Source organism: Sphingobacterium bambusae, from assembly GCF_033955345.1.
Taxonomy (GTDB): Bacteria; Bacteroidota; Bacteroidia; order Sphingobacteriales; family Sphingobacteriaceae; genus Sphingobacterium; species Sphingobacterium bambusae.
The window spans coordinates 5427289-5449297 of sequence record NZ_CP138332.1 but is presented as its reverse complement, the minus strand read 5'-3'; the positions used below and the strand labels follow the sequence as shown (position 1 = coordinate 5449297).

The 22009-nt window shown below is 44.5% G+C and carries 22 protein-coding genes; 15 read left to right on the top strand and 7 right to left on the bottom strand.

From position 1 onward, the window contains the following. Positions 1-3: 3 nt before the first annotated feature. Positions 4-969 carry a PstS family phosphate ABC transporter substrate-binding protein gene (locus SCB77_RS22635; RefSeq protein ID WP_320184282.1) on the bottom strand — a complete coding sequence of 322 codons (966 nt, stop codon included), beginning with the start codon at positions 967-969 and terminating at the stop codon, positions 4-6. Between the two features lie 172 nt (positions 970-1141). On the opposite strand from SCB77_RS22635, the gene SCB77_RS22630 reads away from it, so the two are divergent. The 6 genes from SCB77_RS22630 (at position 1142) to SCB77_RS22605 (ending at position 7529) form a co-directional block, all read left to right on the top strand. Then, on the top strand, positions 1142-3244 hold the full coding sequence (locus SCB77_RS22630; protein ID WP_320184281.1) for a HEPN domain-containing protein: 2103 nt from the start codon (positions 1142-1144) through the stop codon (positions 3242-3244). 18 nt (positions 3245-3262) lie between these two features. After that, positions 3263-4027 carry a uroporphyrinogen-III C-methyltransferase gene (gene cobA, locus SCB77_RS22625; RefSeq protein ID WP_320184280.1) on the top strand — a complete coding sequence of 255 codons (765 nt, stop codon included), beginning with the start codon at positions 3263-3265 and terminating at the stop codon, positions 4025-4027. A 2-nt stretch (positions 4028-4029) separates the two neighbouring features. Next, positions 4030-4623 carry a precorrin-2 dehydrogenase/sirohydrochlorin ferrochelatase family protein gene (locus SCB77_RS22620; RefSeq protein ID WP_320184279.1) on the top strand — a complete coding sequence of 198 codons (594 nt, stop codon included), beginning with the start codon at positions 4030-4032 and terminating at the stop codon, positions 4621-4623. Next, entirely contained in the window at positions 4607-5305 is a 699-nt protein-coding gene (locus SCB77_RS22615) for a phosphoadenylyl-sulfate reductase (RefSeq protein WP_320184278.1), read from the top strand. Before SCB77_RS22620 ends, SCB77_RS22615 begins: the two co-directional genes overlap by 17 nt. A 9-nt stretch (positions 5306-5314) precedes the next feature. Beyond that, positions 5315-6205 (top strand): sulfate adenylyltransferase subunit CysD, encoded by an 891-nt coding sequence (gene cysD, locus SCB77_RS22610; protein WP_229826498.1) that lies wholly within the window; start codon positions 5315-5317, stop codon positions 6203-6205. A gap of 79 nt (positions 6206-6284) precedes the next feature. Beyond that, entirely contained in the window at positions 6285-7529 is a 1245-nt protein-coding gene (locus SCB77_RS22605) for a sulfate adenylyltransferase subunit 1 (protein WP_320184277.1), read from the top strand. A gap of 145 nt (positions 7530-7674) precedes the next feature. On the opposite strand, the gene darG is transcribed toward SCB77_RS22605, so the two are convergent. From darG to SCB77_RS22590, 3 genes are read right to left on the bottom strand one after another with little or no spacing between them, the layout of a single operon-like run. Beyond that, positions 7675-8715 (bottom strand): type II toxin-antitoxin system antitoxin DNA ADP-ribosyl glycohydrolase DarG, encoded by a 1041-nt coding sequence (gene darG, locus SCB77_RS22600; RefSeq protein ID WP_320184276.1) that lies wholly within the window; start codon positions 8713-8715, stop codon positions 7675-7677. Positions 8716-8722: 7 nt separating this feature from the next. Next, complete coding sequence (locus tag SCB77_RS22595) at positions 8723-9379, bottom strand: DUF4433 domain-containing protein (RefSeq protein WP_320184275.1); 657 nt, start codon at positions 9377-9379, stop codon at positions 8723-8725. A gap of 14 nt (positions 9380-9393) precedes the next feature. Continuing rightward, the gene (locus tag SCB77_RS22590; protein WP_320184274.1) at positions 9394-9810 is read right to left on the bottom strand and encodes a helix-turn-helix domain-containing protein; all 417 of its coding nucleotides are present in this window, start codon (positions 9808-9810) and stop codon (positions 9394-9396) included. A gap of 258 nt (positions 9811-10068) precedes the next feature. On the opposite strand from SCB77_RS22590, the gene SCB77_RS23190 reads away from it, so the two are divergent. From SCB77_RS23190 to SCB77_RS22555, 8 genes are all read left to right on the top strand, one after another. Continuing rightward, on the top strand, positions 10069-10305 hold the full coding sequence (locus SCB77_RS23190) for a SymE family type I addiction module toxin (protein WP_380935500.1): 237 nt from the start codon (positions 10069-10071) through the stop codon (positions 10303-10305). A gap of 1028 nt (positions 10306-11333) precedes the next feature. Then, the gene (locus SCB77_RS22585) at positions 11334-12443 is read left to right on the top strand and encodes a pyridoxal phosphate-dependent aminotransferase (RefSeq protein WP_320184273.1); all 1110 of its coding nucleotides are present in this window, start codon (positions 11334-11336) and stop codon (positions 12441-12443) included. A 58-nt stretch (positions 12444-12501) separates the two neighbouring features. After that, positions 12502-13911 carry a S41 family peptidase gene (locus SCB77_RS22580; protein WP_320184272.1) on the top strand — a complete coding sequence of 470 codons (1410 nt, stop codon included), beginning with the start codon at positions 12502-12504 and terminating at the stop codon, positions 13909-13911. A 164-nt stretch (positions 13912-14075) separates the two neighbouring features. Continuing rightward, on the top strand, positions 14076-14231 hold the full coding sequence (locus SCB77_RS22575) for a hypothetical protein (RefSeq protein WP_320184271.1): 156 nt from the start codon (positions 14076-14078) through the stop codon (positions 14229-14231). After that, positions 14177-14905 (top strand): helix-turn-helix domain-containing protein, encoded by a 729-nt coding sequence (locus SCB77_RS22570; RefSeq protein ID WP_380935554.1) that lies wholly within the window; start codon positions 14177-14179, stop codon positions 14903-14905. The genes SCB77_RS22575 and SCB77_RS22570 overlap by 55 nt, the downstream gene beginning before the upstream one ends. A 119-nt stretch (positions 14906-15024) precedes the next feature. Next, entirely contained in the window at positions 15025-16086 is a 1062-nt protein-coding gene (locus SCB77_RS22565; RefSeq protein WP_320184269.1) for an NAD(P)-dependent alcohol dehydrogenase, read from the top strand. A gap of 204 nt (positions 16087-16290) precedes the next feature. Then, entirely contained in the window at positions 16291-17625 is a 1335-nt protein-coding gene (gene gdhA / locus SCB77_RS22560) for an NADP-specific glutamate dehydrogenase (RefSeq protein WP_320184268.1), read from the top strand. Between the two features lie 90 nt (positions 17626-17715). Beyond that, positions 17716-17964, top strand: a complete 249-nt coding sequence (locus SCB77_RS22555) for a hypothetical protein (RefSeq protein ID WP_320184267.1) — start codon at positions 17716-17718, stop codon at positions 17962-17964. A 194-nt stretch (positions 17965-18158) separates the two neighbouring features. On the opposite strand, the gene SCB77_RS22550 is transcribed toward SCB77_RS22555, so the two are convergent. Next, on the bottom strand, positions 18159-18842 hold the full coding sequence (locus tag SCB77_RS22550; protein WP_320184266.1) for an SIR2 family NAD-dependent protein deacylase: 684 nt from the start codon (positions 18840-18842) through the stop codon (positions 18159-18161). 138 nt (positions 18843-18980) lie between these two features. After that, positions 18981-19304 (bottom strand): YgaP family membrane protein, encoded by a 324-nt coding sequence (locus SCB77_RS22545; RefSeq protein WP_320184265.1) that lies wholly within the window; start codon positions 19302-19304, stop codon positions 18981-18983. An 83-nt stretch (positions 19305-19387) separates the two neighbouring features. On the opposite strand from SCB77_RS22545, the gene SCB77_RS22540 reads away from it, so the two are divergent. Next, positions 19388-20230, top strand: a complete 843-nt coding sequence (locus SCB77_RS22540) for an ATP cone domain-containing protein (RefSeq protein ID WP_320184264.1) — start codon at positions 19388-19390, stop codon at positions 20228-20230. Between the two features lie 377 nt (positions 20231-20607). Here the strand turns inward: SCB77_RS22540 and SCB77_RS22535 are convergent, their stop codons facing one another. Then, a complete protein-coding gene (locus SCB77_RS22535) occupies positions 20608-21996 on the bottom strand; it encodes a sigma-54-dependent transcriptional regulator (protein ID WP_320184263.1) in 1389 nt (462 codons plus the stop codon). Between the last annotated feature and the right edge of the window lie 13 nt (positions 21997-22009).

Sequence of the window (22009 nt, the reverse complement as noted above, 5' to 3'; positions counted from 1 at the left end):
TTTTTACAGTTTTTTTAGTTCCTTTTCCTTCAACTCCTCATTTAACGGGACATATCCATTTTCCAAAAGGTAGCCCTGTTGCTGTTTATCCAATACGAAGCGAATGAACTCGCTCAGTAACTTTGTCTTTTTATCGCTACGAATCACAAATGTCAAATCCCGCGCAGGCGGAGATGGATATCGATTCGTGGCCACGGCAGACGTCAATGAATCCAGGTTGTCATAGAAATTTTCGTCCGCAGCGATACTGCCGTTCCCGTCAATATCAATCGGTAGCACCGCGATACCTTGTGCCGTAGCTTTGCTCTTCAGATCAAACACATAGTTGATATTGTTAAATCCTATGGCCAGCGGTTTATCTTTTATGGCCTGCGCCAAACCGGGATCTCCAAAAATTCCGACACCTTTTAATCCCTCTTGGCGCTCACCCAGAAATTTGGCCCAGGTTTCGGCAGCCCCAGCAGCATCGGACCGCACGTATACCTCAATAGGTTCTTTCACGAAGCGCGCGTCGATATCACTCCATAAGCGGTACTTTTTTTCGACGAAAATACCGATCAGCTCCTGCTGTGTAAGCCCACGCTGTAGCAGCAGGTCATGGTTGGGATGCGCCTTGTTGAAGGTGCCGACCACAGCATCCTTGGCAACATGCACCGGAAATGCGCCACGGGCAAGCTCCTGCTCATGCAGATCGCGTGACACCAAGCCGATATCCACCATATTGGACAACACATCGGAAATCCCTTTTCCGGCTCCACCGGCGGAAATATTAAAACGCACGTTGGGATGTATCTTCTTGAAATCCTCGCTCCATAAAACGACGATGGGATACAGCGCAAACGCGCCTGAAACGGAAATAGTTCCGATAAAACCTGTTTTTTCATCGTAGCCTTCTTTCACCTTCGGTGCACAGGATACGGCGGCAAGCAAAAATAGTAGACTGTAAGTTAAATATTTACGTATGCGCACTTATATCTTCTTTTGTTTGAGCAATCGATTATTTTTACAAATATATACTAAATTGATAGATATTCTATGGTAAGTAGATAATTATTTTATAACTTTGTCTTCAAGTTATTGAAAAGAACTCAGTAATTTCTACTGATGATTGACAAAATCTTAAAAGAGAAGAGAAGACAGTATGCAGAGTTTCCGCACAGAATTAGAAAACCCAGTTGTAGAACACGAGATAATAGAGCTGGAGAAAAAAATAAGAGCCTTTCAGGGCGGAGAGATCCCTGAAGAGAAATTCCGTTCGTTACGGCTTGCCCGTGGTGTATATGGTCAGCGGCAAAGTGGTGTGCAAATGGTGCGCATTAAATTGCCCTTTGGCCGTATCACTTTCAAGCAGATGCTGAAAATTGCCGACATATCCGACGAGTATGCGAGCAAGAACCTGCATTTGACGACGCGACAAGATATTCAGATTCACTATGTGAGCCTCGATAAAACGCCGGAAGTATGGGCCAAGTTGGCGGAGGACGATATGACGCTTCGCGAAGCCTGTGGAAATACGGTACGTAATGTCACGGCTTCCCCCGCTTCGGGTATTGATCCAGACGAGCCTTTCGATGTGTCACCATACGCACAAAGCACCTTTGCGTATTTCCTGCGCAACCCCTTTTGTGCGGAGATGGGTCGTAAAATTAAGATGTCGTTCTCGTCAAGCGACAAAGACACGGCCTTTTCGTACATACACGATTTTGGTTTTATTCCAAAGGTCAGGATGGTTGATGGCGAAGAGATCCGTGGCTTTAAAGTTATGATGGCCGGCGGACTCGGATCGCAGCCTTTTCTTGCTAGCCCCATATTTGACTTTTTGCCTGAGGATGATGTCCTGCCTTACATAGAATCGACCTTGCGGGTATTTGACCGTTATGGTGAACGCAATAACAGGAACAAAGCACGCTTCAAGTACTTGGTGCAAAAGCTTGGCCTAGAGGAGGTGTTGCGCCTGATTGACGAGGAGCGTACCGCAAACAAGATAAAAACCTACCGTGTAGACCGCGGCCTCATTCCGCAACCGGAAGCGCCAACAGCGGTGGTAATACCTGTAGAACCGGTGGATCAGCTCGCTTTCGAGCTGTGGAAGGCTACCAATACCTTCGAGCAAAAGCAAAAAGGATATTACGGGGTTTATGTAAAGATACTAACTGGCGATATCCCTACCGATAAAGCGCGCATGCTGGTAAGTGGTGTTCAAGGACATATTGCCGACGACATCCGTATTACCCAAGATCAAAATCTGCTATTCAAATATGTACGTCCAGAATCCTTGCCTCATATCTTTAATGTATTAACGGAACTAGGCTATGCAAAACCGGGGTACAACAGTACTTCCGACGTGACGACCTGTCCCGGAACAGATACCTGTAACCTCGGCATTTCCAACTCGACAGAGATGGCGCGCGTGCTAGAGAAATACATCCATGAATTTCATCAGGATTTCATCTACGAGCAACACTTAAAGATCAAGATCTCCGGCTGTATGAATTCCTGCGGCCAGCATGGATTAGCCCATATTGGTTTTCACGGCAGCTCGGTTAAAGCAGCGGGCAAAGTGGTGCCAGCAGCGCAGGTGATGCTCGGCGGCGGAACCGTTGGCAATGGCGTAGGCCGTGTGGCTGAGCGCGTTATCAAAGTGCCCACTAAGCGCGTGCTCAACGTGGTCGACCTGGTGCTGACCGACTACAAAGCAAACCGCCAGCAGGACGAGAATTTCCATGCATACTATGATCGGCAGACCAAGGATTATTTCTACCGTATGCTGAAGCCTTTATCGGACCTGACGACACTTTCTGATGATGAATTTATCGACTGGGGACATGAGGAAAGCTTTGCTACGGCAATTGGTGTAGGTGAATGTGCCGGTGTAGTCATTGATTTGGTGGCCACACTATTGTTGGAAGCCGAAGAGAAGGTGGACTTGGCCAATAAAGCTTTTGAGGAAGAGCAGTATGCCGATGCCATTTATCATGCTTATAGCTCCTTTGTGTGGACAGCAAAAGCATTGCTGTTGGACAAAGGGATCAATGCCAGCAGCCAAGCGGCGGTGATTCAGGAATTTGATAAACATTACGTGGAAAGTGGTATATTCGAGTTCCCGACTTCATTCGGCGAGCGCGTGCTGCAGATCAATAAAATCGAACCTTCGCGGCAGTTTGCTGAGCTGTTTATCAAACAGGCGGCAGTTTTCCACTATGAAGGTGCGAGCAGACGAGAAGACCTACGGGTAACTACTTAAAAGAGAGAGGAGAGATTAATGCAAGTTAAACCATTTATAACGCTTGTGGGAGCAGGGCCGGGTGATCCGGATTTGATTACCCTGAAGGCGGTAAAAGCTATACAAATGGCCGACGTCATCCTTTACGATGCCTTGGTCAACGAAGAACTATTAGATTACGCAAAACCCAGCTGTACCAAAATATATGTGGGCAAACGCGCCGAGCGTATTTCCACGTCGCAGGATTACATCAACAAACTATTGGTGGATTATGCCTTGACACACGGCCATGTGGTACGCTTAAAAGGGGGAGATCCCTTTGTTTTTGGTCGCGGTGGCGAAGAGCTCGATTACGCCCGTCAGTTTGATATCCCTACGGCGGTGGTTCCGGGCATATCCTCGTCCGTGGGCTTAACCGGCTTGCAGCAGATTCCGCTAACCTATCGCGGCATCAGTGAGAGCTTTTGGGTGATCACGGGCGCTACGTCTGACGGACAGCTGTCTGCCGATCTGCAAACAGCCGCGCAGACCAGCGCCACGGTGGTGGTGTTGATGGGCTACGCGAAGTTAGCGCAAATCGTTGCCCTATACGAGCAGCAAGGGAAGGGCGATCTACCCATTGCCTTGATCCAAAACGGATCGCTGCCAACCGAGCGCATCGCCTTGGGTCGTATCAATACGATATTGGACGAGGCCAAGCGAAAGGAAGTGGGCGTACCAGCCATCATCGTTTTGGGCGAGGTGGTTGCCAAACACCAAGCTTTTGAGCGCCTGAAAGAAGAACTTAAAACCATCGCGCAGTAGGTATGAACGAGCTATTCCCCATATATGTGAAGCTCGACCAACTGCAGACGCTACTGGTTGGTGGCGGCCCTGTAGGCTTAGAAAAGCTGCAAGCGCTGCTGGGCAACTCGCCGGCAGCCAAAATTCATCTTGTCGCTGAACAGGTGGATAGCGAGGTATTAGAGCTGGTTGCAAAGTATCCGGATGTGTTGGTATCGCAACGTGCCTTTTTGGATAGCGATCTCGATAACATGGATTTGGTGGTGCTCGCAACTAACAATCCCATGCTAAATGACTCCATTCGCAAGAAAACCAGCGAGCGGAATATCCTACTGAATGTAGCCGATAAACCAAGCCTGTGCGATTTCTATTTGGGGTCCGTTGTAAGAAAAGGCAACCTCAAGATCGGCATATCGACCAATGGTAAGTCGCCGACGATCGCAAAACGCTTGAAGGAATTTCTAGACGACTTGCTACCGGAAGAGATTGATGAAACCCTAAATTTGATGGGCGAGCTGCGCAACAGCTTGAAAGGCGACTTTCAGGAGAAAGTTCGTTTGCTGAATGCCCATACCAAGGACATATTAAGAAAGGAGCCGCATGATAGCACAAATTAAGCACGATATTGAAGGGCTAGAGGCCATTGATATCATCCGCTATGTTGCGCAAAAATATGGTAGCGACGCTGTCTTCTCTACTTCTTTCGGTATAGAAGACCAGGTGATTACGCACCTATTGGCGGAAGCAAAAAGCAAAGCCAGCATTTTTACATTGGAAACAGGACGTCTTTTTCCGGAAACCTACTACGTATGGAACCGGACCTTGGAGCGTTACAAATTGCCTATCAAGGCCTACTATCCGAATACCCAAGCGGTAGAAGAGCTGCTTTCCACAAAGGGGCCTTCCAGCTTTTATGAGTCGGTAGAAAACCGTAAGGAATGCTGCTTTATTCGAAAGATTGAACCCCTGCAACGGGCGATCAAAGGCTTTAAGATTTGGATCACGGGGATTCGCGCCGATCAGTCGGCCAACCGAGAGGATATGTCGGCCGTAGAATGGGATGAAGCTAATCAGATCATCAAGATACATCCCTTGTTCCATTGGACGCTCGCTGATGTGGAGCAGTTTCTAAAGGTAAATGGTGTTCCCTACAACCCGCTGCACGACAAGGGCTTTCCGAGTATAGGCTGCCAGCCGTGTACACGTGCGATACAGCCTGGTGAAGATTTCCGCGCCGGTCGCTGGTGGTGGGAAGACAAGAGTAAAAAAGAATGTGGTTTACATGTTACAACGAAATAAAGAGAGAGAATGGATTATTTAGATCATTTAGAAGCTGAAGCCATATATATCCTTCGCGAGGTTGCCGCACAGTTTGAACATCCGGCATTGTTGTTCTCGGGAGGAAAGGACTCCATTACCTTGGTGCACTTGGCCAAGAAGGCTTTCCGCCCAGGCAAATTTCCTTTTCCTTTGGTGCATATCGATACGGGGCACAACTTCCCCGAAACCATCGCCTACAGGGACTGGCTGATTGAGCAAACGGGTGAAAAGCTTATCGTGGGCTTGGTACAAGATAGCATAGACCAAGGAAAGGTAGTGGAGCAGAAAGGTAAAAATGCCAGCCGGAACGCACTGCAAACGGTGACTTTATTGGAGACTATCGAAAAAAATGGTTTTGATGCCTGTATCGGTGGTGCAAGACGCGATGAAGAAAAGGCGCGTGCCAAAGAACGTATCTTTTCCGTGCGCGATGAGTTCGGACAGTGGGATCCCAAGCGTCAACGCCCAGAGTTATGGAACATCTTCAACGGCAAGATCCATAAGGGAGAGAACGTGCGCGTATTTCCAATCTCCAACTGGACGGAACTGGATGTATGGAACTATATCAAACGCGAAAAGATTGCCCTTCCGTCGATCTACTTTAGCCACGAGCGTGATGTGGTATTCCGTAACGGACAATGGATGGCAGCCGCACCTTTCCTGCAGATAGATGAGGAAGATATCGTTGAACATAAATCTGTTAGATTCAGAACGGTAGGTGATATGACCTGTACGGCTGCCGTAGATTCTATAGCCGTCGAATTGGATGATATCATTGCGGAGATCAAAGCGTCTACCGTGAGCGAACGTGGCGCTAGAATGGATGATAAGGTCTCGGAAGCAGCCATGGAGGAACGCAAAAAACAGGGATATTTTTAATTAGTAATGCGTAGTGCGTATAGTGTATAGAGATTGTATACGCAATACGCATTACGCCATACCCACTACCAGTAACAAAATGAATATACTAAAGTTTATAACAGCAGGTTCGGTGGACGATGGCAAAAGCACGTTGATCGGTCGTTTGCTATATGATACCAATTCCATTCTCGACGACCAGCTGGAGGCTATAAAAAAGGCGAATAGAAAGAACAACGATGGTACCGTGGATTTAGCGATCTTAACGGATGGACTGAAGGCCGAACGGGAGCAGGGCATCACCATTGATGTGGCTTACAAATATTTTCAAACGGAGCGTCGCAAGTTTATTATTGCTGATGCGCCGGGGCATATTCAATATACCCGCAATATGGTGACGGGCGCATCAAACTCGGAATTGATCATTATCCTGATCGACGCCCGTAAAGGTGTGATTGAACAAACCAAGCGCCATTCCTTTTTAGCGAAACTGCTTGCGCTGAAGAAGGTATTGGTATGCGTAAACAAGATGGATATGGTCGACTTTGATCAGTCGGTTTATGAAAATATCAAGATCGACTACCTAGCATTGGCTAGCAGACTGGGCTTGGAAAATGTAGACTTCCTACCGGTTTCAGCCCTAAAAGGCGATAATATTGTCCACGCTTCGGAAAGGATGTCTTGGTATGCGGGAGCATCCTTATTGGATTACCTAGAAACGGTAGAGCTGGAAGACAACAAGGAGCAGCCGTGGCGCTTTCCGGTACAGTGGGTGGTGCGTCCGCAAACCGACGAACTGCATGACTACCGGGGCTATGCCGGCCGCGTGCTGGGAGAGGGGCTCAAAGTGGGCGAGGAGGTCATCGTTTTACCGAGTGGCGCCCGCAGCAGCGTGAAAGCCATTGAATTGGCTGAAAACAGCTTAGATGAAGCCCATGATGGCCAATCGGTTATCGTGCACCTGAACGATGATGTGGATATTTCCAGAGGCGATTTTATCGTGCCGAGCAACCAACCGGTGCTTGCCGAACGTGCTTTCGACGCCAATATTTGCTGGTTTGACAGTAAAGCGCTGGACGACAGCCAAGTGTATTTGTTGCAAAACCACAGCACGGTTACCAAGGTCAAAATCACCGATGTGTTCTACAAATTTGATGTCAATAGCCAAGAAAAACTATTTGGCGAAGAAATCAAGCTAAACGATATCGGCAAAGTAAGCCTGAAAGCAGCCGCTGATGTGGTCTTTGATAAACACGATGATTTCCCTGAAAATTCGCGTGCGATTTTGATTGACCCACGTAGCAATCTAACGGTGGCTGCGCTGATGATTGAGGATATTGCTTAAAATTGATAGCAATCAAGACGCTTCAAATAGCGGCTGAAATCAACGTCTCATCGAGAGTTCAGTGAACGAACTAATGGCGTCCATATAATATTTTCAATGCTTTTGAGTTACCTAAGAGCATTGAAAATATTTTAGCAGCTAATCGTTAAGACATGGTTTGACTTAGATTCTTTTCGAGATGTCTTAAAGATACTTCAAAATATTTCGGATTGGAGAATAGACTTCGTTTTCTATTGTTCCATTTTTCCAATCCATTCGAAATGACTTGCCTATCTAAGGTCTTTTCTTTGGTGGCTATATAATCCATGGATGACAACAGCTCTAAAGCAAAATCTGAATAAAAGCCTCTTAAAAAGATGATTGTTTTATTGGCGATAGCAACAAGCTCAGTATTGCTTTCCACGTGGTTTTTAACATCTTCATAAGCATCTGAAACTAAGGTTAGTGGTTCAAATGGTTTTTTATCCATATCACTATATCCCATCAAGTAGCTTCCATTAATAGCATTTAAAACGAACCGTACTTTGCCCGAGTATGGTCCATAAAAATTAGGTTCAAATGTTAATTTAAAATATTTCCTTGCACCAAATTTTTGTAGAAAATAGCATATTTTTTCGGCGGAAAATTCGGACACATATTCACCATTCTTTACTAAATCATATAAGACATAAAGTAGTAATGCACGGGCATCGGTAAGTTTTACCCTTTCCTTTTTTAATTGCTCTTGTATGTGCAACGTAGGTTCATAAACATAGATATCTGCTCCTGAGCGTTGTAGTTTTTCTTCTATAAGATTTTTCACCTTTTCCCAGTTTAGACCTCCATTTCCTGCTCCTAAAGGTGGTATTGCAATGCTTTTTATTTCCCTTGCTTCTATTTCACCAATAAGACTATCCAAACCGTCTTCTATATATCTATACTCAGAAGGTTTTTTCCAACTTGTTTTTGTTGGGAAATTTATAATTAATTTATCTCCTGAAACAGTATTGGAGTCTTTTGTTATGAACATTTTCCCAACCTCGACTTTACCCAACTTGCAAGCTTTTTCGTAAGCTTTGTAGTTATTGGGATACGCCTTTTTAAATTGTAAAGCAACACCCTTGCCCATTACGCCCATTGTATTTACGGTGTTAACTAATGCCTGCGCTTTACTATCCAATATATTCCCGGTAACGTATCGTATCATATTTCTTTTAATAAAATGCAGTAGGTATTATTTTAATTTGTTCCTCTTTGATGCCATATTCTACCAGCGTATTTTTACCAGCATCATTATAACAGACGAATCCAAAGATAAGATTAGGAGCTATGTCATCAGCAGCTAAAAACTCAGCTTGTTTCTTTCGCTTTATGTTTAGATTTTCCTGTCCACCCCAGTAAGAAGCTTTCACAGCATCCCAGTCTACAATTTTTGCTAGATCGTTGACTTTAGTCGTGTCATAAAATGTGGTGAGGTTGTCGGTAGCATGACCGTCACAAAAGTAACACATATTTTGTTGTCTTATGATTTGGATAGCTGAACAAGCCATATAAACTATTTTTTCTGGTGGAGTGGGCTCAGGAACAAAATTTCCTCCATTTTGTATAACGTAAAGCATGGGCATTTTAACACCAAAATAAAACGGAATAAAGTGGCCGAGAGTAATTGAGGGCGCCTCTAAGTTGAGAAAATCACCATTGTCTACAGTGACTTGCTTTTGATCTCGGCTATTTATCAAGCTTATATCACCAATAGCGACAAAATTAGGATTGGCATTTGGCGATTTTCTATGGGTAATACCATACTGCAATATATGTGGTATATTGTCTATATGTGTCATTCTATAAAGATTAACGTCTTTTAAAACCATCGCCTATCTAAATATCACTTTCTCTCAATCAACTGTTCCAGCCTCGCCATCATTTCATCCTTTTCTTTTAACATACGTTCATACAATGCAATCTTTTCCTCATGCAACTGTATTAATTTTTCAATAGGGTGGAAGGTCGGATTATGGTTAATAGCATTCAATATTGAACCGTTATCAAACGTATTAGAGATAATATTCACGGCCTGTTCCTCATCAAAATTTTGGATAGCCTCCACAGGTATTTTTAAGACAGCGGCAATCTGTTGCAAAAGGGGAGAATCAATTATTTCTTTTTGCTCTAACAAGGATATGGTCTGTTGGCTCATATCAAGATCAAAAGCCAAGGAGTCTTGTTTGATACCAAGCATATCGCGAAAACGTTTTACGTTACGACCTTGGTGAATCTTTGGATTTTTGGTGGTATGTGTCATAACTCAAAAATAGTGTTTTTTGTTAGCATAATAGAAGGTCATTTCACTCGCATAACTGCAAACGTAAGAAATTACATGCAGGTTGCGTGAAAATTTTATGTTTAAATATAAGCATAATTTTAAACTAATGATCATTGGTGAGCGATGTAAAAAACAGAAGGTCAAAGCATTGAATTTGGTAAAAAACGGTAAACCTAGGTAGGATACAAAAGCGGATAGCATAAACTTTGCTGATGCGGAAATACCAAGAAGAAAATCATGGAAAAAAGATTAACAAAGCGTTACATTAAGGTGTATAAAAGGGCAGTAGAGCGGGGAGGCAACAGCTATATATATCGTTATTATGTGTGGTGTCCTGAAATTCGGCTGCAAGGCAAATGGCTACAAGAATGCGGATTCCAAGCGGGCCAGCGTATACAAGTCTCTATGGAAGCTAATAAATTAATCATCAGCATTTGTCCAGACAATGTTGATTGTAAGCGATCGAGAAAATAACCACGTCGAAACAACAGCTAATCTAAACTGCGAAGTCAGTTCTAGCAACAACGCTACGTACCAACAAAACAACAATCTTTTCCATATATACACAACAAGTCTCTATGGAAGCTAATAAATTAATCATCAGCATTTGTCCAGACAATGTTGATTGTAAGCGATCGAGAAAATAACCACGTCGAAACAACAGCTAATCTAAACTGCGAAGTCAGTTCTAGCAACAACGCTACGTACCAACAAAACAACAATCTTTTCCATATATACACAACTTGTCTTTGAAAAACAATGACGCATTGCATACATACAATGCCTTGTTGAACGTGTACATTGATCTATAGTTTATCAGCAATGAATCATTGTTGAAAGACATTGTGATCTTGCACTCTAGCATAGCGATATTGTTAGTCAGCAAAGCATCGTAATCATTAAACAATGCCTTAGTGTTATACAGCAACATCACACTGCATGTTGACAACGTAATTTTGTTGCTGCGCACAACGCATTTTCGTTGGTATACAATAAGGCGTCGCTTAAATGCAAAATGGCAGATTCAGGGAATTGTATAGCTCAAATCACCACAATTTCGCAACCAACAAGATGTAATATAATTTATATTATGTTAAATAGAATATTAGAACAGGACGACTCTACTCTCTTTTACACAGATATGCTATTCGATTTTTATGTCGGCTGGACAACGTTCATTTGATACTAAAGCTTCGTAATAATGTTTATTGCAATCTTACCATTAAAGGTTTACACCAAGTAAATCCTTAATCCATTACACAGAATTATTCCTCGTATCACAAATCATCAATTATTAAATCGATTTGTAAATCAAAATAATCAAAATTACGCATTGTCGATGTGAGTTTTATTGGGATTACGTATATTAGAGCATACTTTTGCACCTGCAAGTTTTTTAAAAAGCGGAAATGCTTATCTTAACGGCCGATTTTGTGCAATTATCGAATAAACAACTAACAGCGTAACGATTTCAAAGCAGAGCGCGCACCTAAATAACTAATATGCATACCAATAGAAGAGATTTACTTAAAAAGCTGGGCCTCGGCGTAATCGGCCTTAGTCTTCCGGCACTAAAATTAAAGGCACTTCCCTCCTTTTCGGAAACGCTGATCAGCCCGCAAGACCAAAGACTGCCAGTCGTGCTGCGATCCAACGAAAATCCCTATGGCCCTTCCCCTGCCGCACGAAAGGCTATCGCCGATAATCTAGCGGCAAGCAATCGCTATCATTGGGACGTCACGGCACAGCTACTTGCCGATTTGGCGGAAAAGCACCAGGTGCAGCCCGACAATATATTATTGGGTGCCGGTTGCACAGAAATACTGGATTTGGTGGCTAAGCATGTGGCCTTGCAGCAAGGAAGCTATGTGATTGCAGATCCGAGTTACGACTACTGGACGACAACGCTAGACCATTTGGGAAGCACCAAGATTAAAGTGCCCCTCAACAACGATAGGAAAATAGATCTCGCCGCCATGCGTAAAGCTATCCGGCCTGACACCAAGCTGGTTTATATCTGCAACCCCAATAACCCAACGAGCACCTGTTGTGATCATGAGGAACTTCTGCATTTCGTTGAGGAGGTATCTAAAGAAACGCTCGTATTGATCGATGAAGCCTATTTGGAATTCACGAAGGAGAAATCACTGGTCGAACTTGTCGGAAAAACAGCAAATATAATCGTCGCCAAAACATTCTCCAAGATCTACGGGTTAGCCGGAGCCCGAGTGGGTTATGCGCTTGCCGAAAAAGGAATGATTGAGCAGCTGAGCAAGCTACAGTCGCTTCCCAACAACAATGTCAGCATCTTGTCCAAGTTGGCGGCCATGGCCTCCTTAAAAGATGATGGCTTTGTGGCGGAATGCTACCAATTGAATGAGCGGGTGCGCCAATACAGCATGTTAGAGTTGAAGAAATTGGGCTGTAGATGTATCCCCTCGCAGACGAACTTCATCTATTTCTCGTTAGCGAACTTTAAAAAAGATTATTTCCGTACACTTCAAGAAAACAATATCCAAGGAACGCGAATTTATGAAGAACAGGGCGCTTGGACCAGGATCACCGTCGGAACACAAACCGAAATGCAGCGCTTTATCGCTGCTCTACAATGATGTATAGGCAAGCAGCATAAACCGATGTTCTCACCCAACAAAAAACAACCTTAAAAGCGTGAAAAAAATCTCCTTACTGCTCGCACTGATTTGCTGTTTAGCTTCGACGTTGAAAGCCCAGCCATCGAATAGCCTAACCTTAAGCGAAAAATTCTATGGCTTATCCAGTTTTTGGAGCGAAGCGAATTACAATTTTGTCTACATGTACAAGGTAGATCAAGTAGCTTGGCATGCCGCCTACAAGCAGGCCATTGCAAACATACAGACGGCGCCCGATGATTATGCCTACTACCGAGAGCTGCAGAAACTATGCGCCCTGCTTAAGGACGGACACACGCAAGTGTACATGCCCGACAGCTTGCAAAATTTGGTCATGACTACACATTTCGGGCCATACCGCCTGTTTTTAAGTCATATCAACGGAAAGGTATACGTGACCAATGTAAATAAAAGTAAGGAAAATGAGATTCCCTTAGGCAGCGAAATCGTCAAAGTGAACGGTTTAGCTACGGCGGACTATCGCGACAGGTATGTGGCATCCTATATCTCGTCGTCGACAGCACAGGATCTTGTCGTTAGGGCGAGTTACAACCTACTTTCCGGATTGGCCGGAGCGCAATACGATTTGGAGATAAAAACGCCTTCCGGGCAGTCGAAGCAGTTCCACCTTAGCCATAGCAATACCAAAGAGTTGGAACTGAGCAGCATGGGAACACCGCATGCGGGCGTATTTGAATTTAAATGGCTCCCTGATAGCACCGCCTACGTGGCGCTACGTAGCTTCAACGACGCTACCGTGGTTGAGGAGTTTGAAGCGGCGCTGCCCAAATTAAGCACCGCAAAGCGAGTGGTCGTCGATATCCGCAACAATGGCGGTGGCAGCAGCAAACATGCCGCAAACATCGCCAAGTATTTCGTGCAGGGCGACAGCATCTATGGTGCGCGAAACTATAGCCGTGAAATTATCCCGACGGAGCGCGCCATCGGCTCCTTTCTGAGCGCCCAAGATACCGTTGACGGCAAAGCGCAATGGGGGCTTTCCAAGCAGGAAGCCACGACCTTGGTTAAGGCTTATTCGGGCGCGAAATTTCATACCTTACCCTATTCCCCAATGGCTATCCAAACGCGTGTTAAGCTGCGTCAACCCACGGCGGTGCTTACCAACGTGCATACAGCGTCGGCCGCTGAAGATTTTTTGATCTACCTCTATGCACAAGCTCATGTGGTGCGCGTGGGCGACTTTACCAACGGCAGCACGGGACAGCCCCTGCAGTTAAGTTTGCCGGGCAACGGCAGTGCCTGGATATGCACCAAAAAAGTAACCTTGCCCAGCGGCGAGGAATTTGTAGGCTATGGCATAAAGCCACACAAACATGCGCCACAGCAACTCGAGGACGTGCTGCATCCAAACATATCGGATACCCAGCTCGAAGCTGCTTTGCAGTACTTGGCTGAAAAAGAGATATAGACCCTTTATTGCTTTACGGTTATGGTCTAGATCTGAGCCGCAGAGCAACATCAAATGAGCCGCTCAGCAACGTTATTTGCTTATCGATTAGCTATCTTTGCTAAAGTTTAGACAAAAAATGACCATGATCGGTGGAGAAACAACAAATTTGCAAACAATAAACTATGCTGGAATATTCCTGTCGTGCTTCACTGATCGCGCTACTAAATGTATACATGCGGCACCTGAACATGTTTTGGTTTATTTATATTCTGGCGAACAGGTCATTGAAGATCGAGATCGCACCATCACTATCCAAGCCGGTCAATGCGCTTTCGTAAGAAGGAATCACCGCTTGCTGATGTATAAAAATAATAAGGGCGCGGAGCCCTACAAGGGAATATCACTGACCTTTAATCGGCAGACGCTGCGCGACTTTTACAGCAAGTTGCATGCGGCCGATCTTCCCCAACAGGTTGGCCCATTGGAAGAAAACGTAATTCGTATTTCCCCCAGCCCAGCTATTACCAGTCTTTTCCAATCGTTGACACCGTATTTCGATGAGAATATTCGGCCGACGACAGGCGTGGCACAACTAAAGCTACAAGAAGGCATATATGCCCTGTTGAATAGCTCGGCACATTTCTTCCCCGTTTTATTCGACTTTGCAGAGCCCTGGAAGATCGATATTTTGGAATTCCTGAACGAAAATTATCGGGACGATCTCAGCTTGGAACAAATTGCAGCCTACACGGGACGGAGCTTGGCGACTTTTAAACGCGATTTCAAAAAAATAAGCAGCCTAAGCCCGCAGAAATGGCTGATCAAAAAAAGATTGGAAACGGCCTATAGGCACCTGCAGGAAGAAGGGCGAAAAATTAAGGATGTGTACATGGAAGTAGGTTTTAAAAATCAATCTCATTTTTCCACGGTATTCAAAAAGCAATATGGCATGGCGCCAACGGAAGTGCATGCCGGTTGGCAGCAACTTGAGCCGCTGCGTAACGAAATTTGAGCGCCACAGCAAACTAATACTGGGGTGAAACGGTTAATTTTGGGAGCAGATACGTAGCACGTCACGCCGATGTAGAAGTATCCGTATAAAAACAGTAGTAAAACACAAACAAAACATATATGAGTACATTTTCAGTTAAAGCGTTTGGAGCAACATCCGCAGACGCCGATTTGGCATTGATGCAGATTGAACGCAGAGCTGTTTCGGCAAAAGATGTCGAAATAGGAATTTTATATTGTGGGGTTTGCCATTCTGATTTACACACCGCACGTAACGAATGGCACAACACCATATACCCCAATGTTCCCGGCCATGAAATCGTTGGACGCGTGGTCAACATAGGTAGCGAAACTACAAAATTTAAGGTTGGTGATTTGGCAGCCGTGGGCTGTATGGTAGACAGCTGCCGCGTGTGCGATAGCTGCAAGGAAGGCCTCGAGCAATACTGTGCGGAGGGTAATATTGGCACCTACAATTCCAACGACGTACATTTGGGACAGCAGACTTTCGGTGGATATGCACAGCGGATTGTGGTTGACGAGGACTTTGTGCTACATGTTCCCGAGAACCTTGATGCTGCAGCTGCAGCGCCACTGCTCTGTGCAGGAATCACCACCTACTCGCCCCTGCGGCATTGGAATGTCGGCCCGGGCAAGAAGGTAGGGATCGTCGGTATTGGCGGCCTCGGGCATATGGGCGTTAAATTGGCAAAGGCAATGGGTGCACATGTGGTGGTTATCACCACTTCATCTGCGAAGGTTGCCGATGCAAAACGACTTGGAGCCGATGAGATCATCTTGTCTACCGATGGCGAGCAGATGCGCGAAAGTGCAGGCTCATTAGATTTTATTTTGGATTGTGTATCCGCATCGCACGATATCAATGCATACCTTGGGCTCTTGAAGCGCGATGGATCGCTTACCTTGGTTGGTGCGCCGGAGCATCCACTGCCTGTAGCTGCCTTCAGCTTGATTCCAGGCAGGAAGAGTTTCTCGGGCTCGATGATTGGTGGCATTCAGGAGACGCAGGAAATGCTCGATTTCTGTGGGAAGCATAATATCACGTCGGATATCGAACTGATCAAGATGCAGGATATAAACAAGGCTTATGATCGCTTGCTTCAAGGTGACGTAAAATACCGTTTCGTGATCGATATGGCCTCGCTAAGCAGCGAAGATTAAGTTTATGATCTAGCTTAGGCTTGATTTTAGGGCTTCAATTATCCCCCGTTTCCTCATGCACAAGCATGAAGACGGGGGATATTCGTTTAAGGGCAGATTGTCTTGATGGCTTTTGATACAATGTTTATATAAACAATCCCGAATTTTCATCGAAAATTAATACATTAGCGACATAAGTCTATGTCTAAACCAAATAGAAGTAACATGTCCCTTAACTTTAAAAGCTTTATCAAACTTGCGGGTGAGCGAAATCCGAACGAGCCCGAATTTATTCAAGCCGTAGCCGAAGTCACGGAAGATTTAATCCCCTACATCAACGAACATCACCCCGAATGGAACAAGCTCAAGATACTGGAACGTATCATTGAGCCAGAACGCATTATTTCGTTTAGCGTTAATTGGTTAGATGACAATAATGAAGTGCAGATCAATCGTGGATACAGGGTGCAAATGAATAGCGCGATTGGCCCTTATAAAGGCGGACTTCGTTTTTCGCCAACGGTCAATCTAAGTATATTAAAATTTTTGGCCTTCGAACAGGTATTTAAAAATAGCCTTACCGGCATCCCGCTTGGCGGCGGTAAAGGCGGATCTGATTTCGATCCGAAAGGAAAATCGGATAGCGAGATTATGCGCTTTTGCCAAAGCTTTATGACAGCACTATATCGTCATATTGGCTCAGAAACCGATGTGCCCGCGGGCGACATTGGCGTGGGCGAGCGCGAAATAGGCTTTTTATTCGGGCAATACAAGCGTCTACAAAATAACTTCACAGGCGTACTAACGGGGAAAGGAAAATTTTGGGGAGGATCCAATATACGTCCCGAAGCAACGGGCTATGGCCTACTCTATTTCGTTAGTAACATCTTAAACCTGCAGGGGGAATCACTGAAAGGAAAACGAATTGCCATATCAGGAGCAGGTAATGTGGCCTTCTACGCAGCGGAAAAAGCCATAGAACTAGGCGCTACCGTGATCACGCTATCCAACAGCACGGGTACGCTAAACGACCCTGAAGGATTTGATGCGCAAAAACTATCCAGCATTAAGGGTCTTGGACGAGATCTATCCAAATATTGCGAAACCTATAGTGCAGCCAGCTTCCATGCCGATAAAAATCCTTGGCATTTCCCTTGTGATATCGCATTGCCCTGCGCTACGCAGAATGAGTTGAACGAAGAGGATGCAAAGCGTCTCATAGAAAATGGTTGCATCGGCGTGGCCGAGGGTGCCAATATGCCTTCAACGGCAGAGGCTGTACAGCAGTTTCATACGCATAAGATTTTCTTTGCACCAGGAAAGGCAGCTAACGCCGGCGGTGTTGCCGTGTCGGGATTGGAGATGTCGCAAAATAGAATGGGCGAACAATGGGAATCTGATCGAGTTGATGATAAGCTAAAGCAGATTATGGAAAATATACATCAAACCTGTGTGCGTTATGGAAAAGACAACGATGGTTATATTAATTACCTTCGCGGAGCGAATATTGGTGGTTTTGTTAAAGTCGCCGCTGCGATGAAATCGCAGGGCGTAGTTTAGCGAGACTTTTGCTTATTAATGATATCTATAAACACTTCATGTTGATTTTAATAAAAAAATATAAATCAGCTAATTAAATATAAAAAACACATGCGTATTATAGCAGAACTCCCCCATCCAGATTGTAAGATTTCCATATTTGCGATGAACCAAAAATTCATCGTCAAATTTGAACAGGGCAGCTTGGAGCAATCCTATAAACTGGCCGAAACAGATGTAGTAGGTGGCGTAAATGGTGTATTTGAACTGTTGGATGAAACCTTTATCCAATCGGTAGTAGCACATTTCACCGAGATGCGAAAATCTTTTTTCGAAGCCTATACGCGATACGAATCGTAGTAAAGAAATTCAGAAATTAAATCGCATAAAACACTGAAGTTAATTGGTTTATATTATCAAACAAAAAGAGACAGAATAATATTCTGTCTCTTTTTCATACAACATACTTTAGCCAACTCATATTCTAAATGATATATACATATAAATTAATTCAAACACCTGTTTTTCAACACATTATATATTATTACAGAATTTTATTCGGTTAACATTTTACGCAGGATGTCAACCCCTACCGTGGCTGGCTGCGCTATGCGGGTTACATGACTTTCCAAACGTAGCATATCAGCGGCAGGGTCAACGAGATACACCCGACAATTGGGCTTGGTTTCGTAAAGCAGATTTGCCGCAGGATAAACCTGCAAGGAGGTTCCGATGACCACAAAAATATCTGCTTCGGCGGTCAACCGAGCCGCCCGATCTAAATTCGGCACCGCTTCTCCAAACCAGACTACATACGGTCGCAGCTGCGAACCTAATTCGCAAGTATCACCAAGAACTAACGTATCTTCTTTCATGCCATACACAAACCGTGGATTCAATGACGATTGCACTTTTCGGATCTCGCCATGCAAATGAAGCACATTTGTACTTCCAGCGCGTTCATGTAGGTCGTCGATATTCTGGGTGATAATATGCACCTCAAAATCTGCTTCCAACTCGCGCAATGCGACATGGGCGGCATTGGGTTGCGCCGCGATACACTGCTTGCGGCGCAGGTTATAAAACTCAAGCACCTGTGCCGGATTTTTCTTCCAACCTTCGGGTGTTGCAACCTCTTCGATGCTATAACCTTCCCAAAGACCGTCCGATCCGCGAAATGTCTTCAGTCCGCTTTCTGCGGATATTCCGGAGCCAGTAAATGCCACTAATTTCTTCATGTTTTACATTATGATCTTAGTAAAACTAGTAAATTCTACTGTACTTTAAAGCTGCAAGTCGTCAAAACAGCATGCAAAATAAAAGCCGGCCAAAATTTTTTGGACCGGCTAATTTCATATTTGACCTGCTAGCTATTTTTACTTGACCACATGTCGATGTTCGATCACGGTAATGTTTTTATCGATATCCAGCACTTCGTTGCTATCTAATGCTCCCTTGATCGGGCAATTGCCGGTAATACCACGGGTAAGCAACGCGCTGCCCAGCGTTAGCCCTGATATGGCGGTCAATGGACTTTTAAAGACACGCTTAATGCTGAAGGCCAAGATAAAGCCGCCAGCCACAACGGACAGAACACGTTCTGAATCGGATATCTCGCCGTGTGCACAGGCTTCATCAATTTTTTCTTTCACTTTGTTGAAAGCTAGATCTACAATTCCCATAACATTAGTTTTGTTCATATAACAGTCGGCGCTTTCAAAATGTTTTAAGGGACTTGCAATACATGGTTTTTTTTCGTAAATCGATGATCTAAATTCTGATTATGCGAGTAAAGAAATATTCCGGTGAATTGGTTCCCTTCAACCCCGATAGTTTACGTCATTCCTTATCCCGTTCTGGCGCAACAAATGAGCAGGTTGACCGCGTGTATCGCGATATCCAGAGCCACCTGTACGATGGTATCAGCACGCGCGAGCTCTACGAATTGGCCTTCGATTGCCTCAAGATACATCGAGGCGCATACGCGGCGCGGTACAGCTTAAAAAAGGCGCTGCGGGAGCTCGGGCCAGAAGGCTTCTATTTCGAACGCTGGATCGCCAAGCTCTTTGCCGACGATGGATACGAAACGACGACCAGTCAACTGGTGAAAGGGCATGCGGTGACACATGAGATCGATGTAGTCGCGAGTAAAGGGAAAGAGCTGTTGGCTATAGAGTGCAAGTTTAGAAACGACGTGGACGCCAAAATCTCCGTAACGACGCCCATGTACTTCATGTCGCGCGTAACGGACATACGCCGCTTACCCTTTACTTTTTTCGGCCGCTCGCAAGAATTCACCACAGGCTGGCTTGTAACCAATGCCTATTTGACGGCTGATGCAAAATCCTTTGGCAGCTATTACAACTTAAATTTACTGTCTTGGGATTACCCCAGTGCGGCAAGCATCAAAGTTCGTGTAGATGACAACGGTCTTTACCCGGTAACCTGCCTAACGACCTTAAAAGATGAAGAAAAAGCTACGCTATTAAAAAATGAATGTATACTGGTGCGTGATTTATTGGACATACCCAAGTTTCTCCAACATCTAAGCATCGATGTGGCCAAACAAAAGCAGATCATTCAAGAGGCCGAAGAGCTGGTGCGAAGCCCGGTTCGGGTAGATTGATCCTTTAAAAAGCTACTTTTAGAAAGCTTAAACGATATTTCACAAAGTTTTAACACGATTTCACGAAATGGGCGCGAAATTTGTAAAGCAATATTTGGATTGGTTAACAAAAATGGTTATATTAACTAAATTATAAATTTTTTAAACAAATAAGTTATGAGAAAAGTGGGGTTTTTAATTTTATTCAGTTACTTATCAGTTGCTGTGCAAGCTCAATCAAGACATATTGCAGCGGCGTCTCATGAAACCTCGCCCACTGCAGCTATTATACTTGGAGTCATACTTTTGATCATTATTATCATTGTGCTTTATCGTAGGCAAAAACGAAAATTTAATGATTAAAAGAAAAGGCCGGAAATTTTTTCTGGCCTTTTCTTTTAATCTGCTCGCTTGAGTCCAAATTTCTCAATCTTATGGTATAAATGACTACGTTGGATACCAATTTCATCGGCTGTCTTAGATACGTTCCAAGCATTCTTATCAAGTTTGAAGTTGATATACTCTTTCTCTGCATGATCCTTAAAGTCTTGAAAGGATTCAAAACGATCGAAGTTAAATCCATTTCCATTTTTAGTCTCCGTTGGAGTGGTTACAACATTTGGCTGACTGCTCGACGGGTTCGCATAAAGGCTCACATCTCTATCGGTAATCTTTTTATCACTCAAGATAACCAGACGTTCAATCATATTACGTAATTCTCGGATATTACCTGTCCAAGGAAGCGCCTGCAAGGCCTGCATAGCCGTTGGGGTGATTTCCTTCGTTGGAATATTGTAGTCGCCACAAATCTCTTCACAGAAACTCGTTGCAATAATCGGAATATCATCTGAACGCTCGTTCAAGGAAGGCACATGGATTAATATAACGCTGAGGCGATGGTAAAGGTCCATACGGAAGTTGCCTGCTTCTATTTCCTTCAACAAATCTTTATTGGTTGCCGCGATAACACGCACATTAACGTCAAGTTCTTTTTCGCCACCAACACGTGTGATCTTGCTTTCTTGTAGTGCACGCAACACCTTCGCCTGAGCGGATAAGCTCATGTCGCCAATCTCGTCCAAAAACAAGGTACCATTATTTGCTTGCTCGAACTTCCCTATACGCTGTTTTACAGCCGATGTGAAGGATCCTTTCTCGTGTCCAAAAAGTTCGGATTCGATAAGTTCTGAAGGGATAGCGGCACAGTTCACCTCGACGAGCGGTGAGCTCGATCTGTTGGATTTTTCATGCAACCAACGTGCAACAAGCTCCTTTCCGGATCCGTTTTCACCTGTCACCAACACGCGGGCTTCTGTTGGCGCTACGCGTTCGATGGTTTCCTTAATCAAACTAATACCAGATGAAGCGCCAAGAATTTCTTTTGTCTTAGACACTTTTTTCTTCAGCACCTTCGTTTCTTTTACCAAAGTACCTTTTTCGAGCGCATTACGAACGGTAATAAGCAGTCGGTTGAGGTCTAGCGGCTTTTCCAAGAAATCGTAAGCACCGCGACGTGCTGCTTCCACAGCTGTCTCAATGGTACCATGACCGGATATCATGATGAAAGGCGTATCCGTGATCTCCTGCGAGGCGGTAAGCACTTCCATGCCATCCATCTTGTTCATTTTGATATCGCAGAGTACCAAATCGATCTTTTCCTTCTTCAGCACTTCCAATCCTTCTAGTCCGTTATCCACGTCCAGGACTTTGTAGTCTTCATACTCTAATATATCACGCAGCGAACTCCGTATTGGGCGCTCATCGTCGATAATCAGGATTGTTGTCATATAATTTCTTCTT

Bases quoted from the DNA above. Each gene is read 5' to 3' on its own strand.
- SCB77_RS22535 (WP_320184263.1), bottom strand. From the start codon at position 21,996: ATGACAACAATCCTGATTATCGACGATGAGCGCCCAATACGGAGTTCG.
- SCB77_RS22605 (WP_320184277.1), top strand. From the start codon at position 6,285: ATGAATATACTAAAGTTTATAACAGCAGGTTCGGTGGACGATGGCAAA.
- SCB77_RS22585 (WP_320184273.1), top strand. From the start codon at position 11,334: ATGCATACCAATAGAAGAGATTTACTTAAAAAGCTGGGCCTCGGCGTA.
- gdhA (WP_320184268.1), top strand. From the start codon at position 16,291: ATGTCCCTTAACTTTAAAAGCTTTATCAAACTTGCGGGTGAGCGAAAT.
- SCB77_RS23190 (WP_380935500.1), top strand. From the start codon at position 10,069: ATGGAAAAAAGATTAACAAAGCGTTACATTAAGGTGTATAAAAGGGCA.
- SCB77_RS22595 (WP_320184275.1), bottom strand. From the start codon at position 9,379: ATGGTTTTAAAAGACGTTAATCTTTATAGAATGACACATATAGACAAT.
- SCB77_RS22555 (WP_320184267.1), top strand. From the start codon at position 17,716: ATGCGTATTATAGCAGAACTCCCCCATCCAGATTGTAAGATTTCCATA.
- SCB77_RS22630 (WP_320184281.1), top strand. From the start codon at position 1,142: ATGCAGAGTTTCCGCACAGAATTAGAAAACCCAGTTGTAGAACACGAG.
- SCB77_RS22540 (WP_320184264.1), top strand. From the start codon at position 19,388: ATGCGAGTAAAGAAATATTCCGGTGAATTGGTTCCCTTCAACCCCGAT.
- cysD (WP_229826498.1), top strand. From the start codon at position 5,315: ATGGATTATTTAGATCATTTAGAAGCTGAAGCCATATATATCCTTCGC.
- SCB77_RS22615 (WP_320184278.1), top strand. From the start codon at position 4,607: ATGATAGCACAAATTAAGCACGATATTGAAGGGCTAGAGGCCATTGAT.
- SCB77_RS22620 (WP_320184279.1), top strand. From the start codon at position 4,030: ATGAACGAGCTATTCCCCATATATGTGAAGCTCGACCAACTGCAGACG.
- SCB77_RS22550 (WP_320184266.1), bottom strand. From the start codon at position 18,842: ATGAAGAAATTAGTGGCATTTACTGGCTCCGGAATATCCGCAGAAAGC.
- cobA (WP_320184280.1), top strand. From the start codon at position 3,263: ATGCAAGTTAAACCATTTATAACGCTTGTGGGAGCAGGGCCGGGTGAT.
- SCB77_RS22565 (WP_320184269.1), top strand. From the start codon at position 15,025: ATGAGTACATTTTCAGTTAAAGCGTTTGGAGCAACATCCGCAGACGCC.
- SCB77_RS22590 (WP_320184274.1), bottom strand. From the start codon at position 9,810: ATGACACATACCACCAAAAATCCAAAGATTCACCAAGGTCGTAACGTA.
- SCB77_RS22575 (WP_320184271.1), top strand. From the start codon at position 14,076: ATGCTGGAATATTCCTGTCGTGCTTCACTGATCGCGCTACTAAATGTA.
- darG (WP_320184276.1), bottom strand. From the start codon at position 8,715: ATGATACGATACGTTACCGGGAATATATTGGATAGTAAAGCGCAGGCA.
- SCB77_RS22545 (WP_320184265.1), bottom strand. From the start codon at position 19,304: ATGAACAAAACTAATGTTATGGGAATTGTAGATCTAGCTTTCAACAAA.